The sequence below is a fragment of the Pseudomonas turukhanskensis genome (genome assembly GCF_027922365.1).
In the GTDB taxonomy this organism is placed as follows: Bacteria; Pseudomonadota; Gammaproteobacteria; order Pseudomonadales; family Pseudomonadaceae; genus Aquipseudomonas; species Aquipseudomonas turukhanskensis.
The window spans coordinates 1-5,471 of record NZ_BSFN01000044.1 but is presented as its reverse complement, the minus strand read 5'-3'; the positions used below and the strand labels follow the sequence as shown (position 1 = coordinate 5,471).

The 5,471-nt window shown below is 51.1% G+C and carries 2 tRNA genes and 3 rRNA genes; all 5 read right to left on the bottom strand.

Going from position 1 to position 5,471, the window contains the following annotated elements:
- Positions 1-19: 19 nt before the first annotated feature.
- Positions 20-135 (bottom strand): 5S ribosomal RNA (gene rrf / locus PKE98_RS26835).
- 143 nt (positions 136-278) lie between these two features.
- A 23S ribosomal RNA gene (locus tag PKE98_RS26830) occupies positions 279-3,168 on the bottom strand.
- 250 nt (positions 3,169-3,418) lie between these two features.
- Positions 3,419-3,494 (bottom strand) — tRNA-Ala (locus tag PKE98_RS26825).
- Between the two features lie 26 nt (positions 3,495-3,520).
- Positions 3,521-3,597 (bottom strand) — tRNA-Ile (locus tag PKE98_RS26820).
- A gap of 128 nt (positions 3,598-3,725) precedes the next feature.
- Positions 3,726-5,262: ribosomal RNA gene (locus PKE98_RS26815) — 16S ribosomal RNA — on the bottom strand.
- The 16S, 23S and 5S rRNA genes sit together here with 2 tRNA genes alongside, the layout of an rRNA operon.
- Between the last annotated feature and the right edge of the window lie 209 nt (positions 5,263-5,471).

Here is a 5,471-nt window from a genome sequence, read left to right as displayed (position 1 = left end):
TGAGGGGTTTGGAATTTAAGCTTGACGATGACCTACTCTCACATGGGGAAACCCCACACTACCATCGGCGATGCGTCGTTTCACTACTGAGTTCGGGATGGGATCAGGTGGTTCCAACGCTCTATGGTCGTCAAGCAATTCGGGTGGAGCGTCGCGTTAGCGCAGCTCCAAATTGGGTATGTGTATTCAGATTGGTATTTGCGATTCGAACTTTCGGTTCTTTCGTCTTCACACCGTCAATTTGCGTGCTTTCGCTAAGCAAATTGCTTGGGTGTTATATGGTCAAGCCTCACGGGCAATTAGTATGGGTTAGCTCAACGCCTCACAACGCTTACACACCCCACCTATCAACGTCGTAGTCTTCGACGGCCCTTCAGGGAGCTCAAGGCTCCAGTGAGATCTCATCTTGAGGCTAGTTTCCCGCTTAGATGCTTTCAGCGGTTATCTATTCCGAACATAGCTACCCGGCGATGCCACTGGCGTGACAACCGGAACACCAGAGGTTCGTCCACTCCGGTCCTCTCGTACTAGGAGCAGCCCCTCTCAAATCTCAAACGTCCACGGCAGATAGGGACCGAACTGTCTCACGACGTTCTAAACCCAGCTCGCGTACCACTTTAAATGGCGAACAGCCATACCCTTGGGACCGGCTTCAGCCCCAGGATGTGATGAGCCGACATCGAGGTGCCAAACACCGCCGTCGATATGAACTCTTGGGCGGTATCAGCCTGTTATCCCCGGAGTACCTTTTATCCGTTGAGCGATGGCCCTTCCATACAGAACCACCGGATCACTAAGACCTACTTTCGTACCTGCTCGACGTGTCTGTCTCGCAGTCAAGCGCGCTTTTGCCTTTATACTCTACGACCGATTTCCGACCGGTCTGAGCGCACCTTCGTACTCCTCCGTTACTCTTTAGGAGGAGACCGCCCCAGTCAAACTACCCACCATACACTGTCCTCGATCCGGATAACGGACCAGAGTTAGAACCTCAAAGTTGCCAGGGTGGTATTTCAAGATTGGCTCCACAAGAACTGGCGTCCTCGCTTCAAAGCCTCCCACCTATCCTACACAAGCAAATTCAAAGTCCAGTGCAAAGCTATAGTAAAGGTTCACGGGGTCTTTCCGTCTAGCCGCGGATACACTGCATCTTCACAGCGATTTCAATTTCACTGAGTCTCGGGTGGAGACAGCGCCGCCATCGTTACGCCATTCGTGCAGGTCGGAACTTACCCGACAAGGAATTTCGCTACCTTAGGACCGTTATAGTTACGGCCGCCGTTTACCGGGGCTTCGATCAAGAGCTTCGCGTTAGCTAACCCCATCAATTAACCTTCCGGCACCGGGCAGGCGTCACACCCTATACGTCCACTTTCGTGTTTGCAGAGTGCTGTGTTTTTAATAAACAGTCGCAGCGGCCTGGTATCTTCGACCGGCATGAGCTTACGCAGTAAATGCTTCACCCTCACCGGCGCACCTTCTCCCGAAGTTACGGTGCCATTTTGCCTAGTTCCTTCACCCGAGTTCTCTCAAGCGCCTTGGTATTCTCTACCCAACCACCTGTGTCGGTTTGGGGTACGGTTCCTAGTTATCTGAAGCTTAGAGGCTTTTCTTGGAAGCATGGCATCAACCACTTCGCGCTCTAATGAGCACTCGTCATCAGTTCTCAGCCTTAACCGCCCGGATTTACCTAAGCAGTCAGCCTACAACCTTAAACTTGGACAACCAACGCCAAGCTGGCCTAGCCTTCTCCGTCCCCCCATCGCAATAACTAGAAGTACAGGAATATTAACCTGTTTTCCATCGACTACGCTTTTCAGCCTCGCCTTAGGGACCGACTAACCCTGCGTCGATTAACGTTGCGCAGGAAACCTTGGTCTTTCGGCGTGGGTGTTTTTCACACCCATTGTCGTTACTCATGTCAGCATTCGCACTTCTGATACCTCCAGCAAGCTTCTCAACTCACCTTCACAGGCTTACAGAACGCTCCTCTACCGCATCACCTAAGTGATACCCGTAGCTTCGGTGCATGGTTTGAGCCCCGTTACATCTTCCGCGCAGGCCGACTCGACTAGTGAGCTATTACGCTTTCTTTAAAGGGTGGCTGCTTCTAAGCCAACCTCCTAGCTGTCTAAGCCTTCCCACATCGTTTCCCACTTAACCATGACTTTGGGACCTTAGCTGACGGTCTGGGTTGTTTCCCTTTTCACGACGGACGTTAGCACCCGCCGTGTGTCTCCCGTGCTCGCACTTGTTGGTATTCGGAGTTTGCATCGGTTTGGTAAGTCGGGATGACCCCCTAGCCGAAACAGTGCTCTACCCCCAACAGTGATACACGAGGCGCTACCTAAATAGCTTTCGAGGAGAACCAGCTATCTCCGAGCTTGATTAGCCTTTCACTCCGATCCACAGGTCATCCGCTAACTTTTCAACGGTAGTCGGTTCGGTCCTCCAGTTAGTGTTACCCAACCTTCAACCTGCCCATGGATAGATCGCCCGGTTTCGGGTCTATACCCAGCGACTAAACGCCCTATTAAGACTCGCTTTCGCTACGCCTCCCCTATTCGGTTAAGCTCGCCACTGAATATAAGTCGCTGACCCATTATACAAAAGGTACGCAGTCACAGAACAAAGTCTGCTCCCACTGCTTGTACGCATACGGTTTCAGGATCTATTTCACTCCCCTCTCCGGGGTTCTTTTCGCCTTTCCCTCACGGTACTAGTTCACTATCGGTCAGTCAGTAGTATTTAGCCTTGGAGGATGGTCCCCCCATATTCAGACAAAGTTTCTCGTGCTCCGTCCTACTCGATTTCATTGATAAGAGATTTTCGCGTACAGGGCTATCACCCACTATGGCCGCACTTTCCAGAGCGTTCCGCTAATCTCAAATCAACTTAAGGGCTAGTCCCCGTTCGCTCGCCACTACTAAGGGAATCTCGGTTGATTTCTTTTCCTCAGGGTACTTAGATGTTTCAGTTCCCCTGGTTCGCTTCTTACACCTATGTATTCAGTGCAAGATACTTAACTTATGTTAAGTGGGTTCCCCCATTCAGACATCTCCGGATCAAAGTCTGTTTGCCGACTCCCCGAAGCTTTTCGCAGGCTACCACGTCTTTCATCGCCTCTGACTGCCAAGGCATCCACCGTATGCGCTTCTTCACTTGACCATATAACCCCAAGCAATCTGGTTATACTATGAAGACGACATTCGCCGAAAATTCGAAATACTCTTGATCTCTCAAGAGAACTCACAAATTTTACCTTAGCCTGAATAAACACCAGTGAAAGTGCTATCCAGTCTATCTTTCTATCACATACCCAAATTTTTAAAGAACGATTAATACTTTCTAGTCAAAGACCAGAATTCAATATTCAACCAACCGGCGAATACTCAATTCTGAACTCTTACTGTCGTCGTGGTGGAGCCAAACGGGATCGAACCGTTGACCTCCTGCGTGCAAGGCAGGCGCTCTCCCAGCTGAGCTATGGCCCCGTACTTGAGGCTTCTTCCACAACAATTGGTGGGTCTGGGCAGATTCGAACTGCCGACCTCACCCTTATCAGGGGTGCGCTCTAACCAACTGAGCTACAGACCCAATTGTTCGGGCTACTAGGCTGACAACTCGTAACTGATCCTCCTAAAAATTCTAGGACGACCCAATCGTCTTTCGCAATGAATCAAGCAATTCGTGTGGGAGCTTATAAGGAAGCTGATGTCGTCGATTAAGGAGGTGATCCAGCCGCAGGTTCCCCTACGGCTACCTTGTTACGACTTCACCCCAGTCATGAATCACACCGTGGTAACCGTCCTCCCGAAGGTTAGACTAGCTACTTCTGGTGCAACCCACTCCCATGGTGTGACGGGCGGTGTGTACAAGGCCCGGGAACGTATTCACCGTGACATTCTGATTCACGATTACTAGCGATTCCGACTTCACGCAGTCGAGTTGCAGACTGCGATCCGGACTACGATCGGTTTTATGGGATTAGCTCCACCTCGCGGCTTGGCAACCCTTTGTACCGACCATTGTAGCACGTGTGTAGCCCTGGCCGTAAGGGCCATGATGACTTGACGTCATCCCCACCTTCCTCCGGTTTGTCACCGGCAGTCTCCTTAGAGTGCCCACCATAACGTGCTGGTAACTAAGGACAAGGGTTGCGCTCGTTACGGGACTTAACCCAACATCTCACGACACGAGCTGACGACAGCCATGCAGCACCTGTGTCTGAGTTCCCGAAGGCACCAATCCATCTCTGGAAAGTTCTCAGCATGTCAAGGCCAGGTAAGGTTCTTCGCGTTGCTTCGAATTAAACCACATGCTCCACCGCTTGTGCGGGCCCCCGTCAATTCATTTGAGTTTTAACCTTGCGGCCGTACTCCCCAGGCGGTCGACTTAATGCGTTAGCTGCGCCACTAAGAGCTCAAGGCTCCCAACGGCTAGTCGACATCGTTTACGGCGTGGACTACCAGGGTATCTAATCCTGTTTGCTCCCCACGCTTTCGCACCTCAGTGTCAGTATCAGTCCAGGTGGTCGCCTTCGCCACTGGTGTTCCTTCCTATATCTACGCATTTCACCGCTACACAGGAAATTCCACCACCCTCTACCATACTCTAGCTCGACAGTTTTGAATGCAGTTCCCAGGTTGAGCCCGGGGATTTCACATCCAACTTAACGAACCACCTACGCGCGCTTTACGCCCAGTAATTCCGATTAACGCTTGCACCCTCTGTATTACCGCGGCTGCTGGCACAGAGTTAGCCGGTGCTTATTCTGTCGGTAACGTCAAAATTGCAGAGTATTAATCTACAACCCTTCCTCCCAACTTAAAGTGCTTTACAATCCGAAGACCTTCTTCACACACGCGGCATGGCTGGATCAGGCTTTCGCCCATTGTCCAATATTCCCCACTGCTGCCTCCCGTAGGAGTCTGGACCGTGTCTCAGTTCCAGTGTGACTGATCATCCTCTCAGACCAGTTACGGATCGTCGCCTTGGTGAGCCATTACCTCACCAACTAGCTAATCCGACCTAGGCTCATCTATTAGCGCAAGGCCCGAAGGTCCCCTGCTTTCTCCCGTAGGACGTATGCGGTATTAGCGTTCCTTTCGAAACGTTGTCCCCCACTAATAGGCAGATTCCTAGGCATTACTCACCCGTCCGCCGCTGAATCAAAGAGCAAGCTCTTCTCATCCGCTCGACTTGCATGTGTTAGGCCTGCCGCCAGCGTTCAATCTGAGCCATGATCAAACTCTTCAGTTCAAACATATCTGGGTTTTGAGAAAACCCTAAACTTGGCTCAGCAATCGCAAAAAACTCTCAAATTAACGAGTGTTACTTGTGATGCTGATAATCTGGTGACTATCAGTCTTACCTCACAAGCACCCACACGAATTGCTTGATTCAGTTGTTAAAGAACAGTTGGTTAAGTCTTTCGTCTCAACCGAGGCGCGCATTCTACAGCAGCCTCT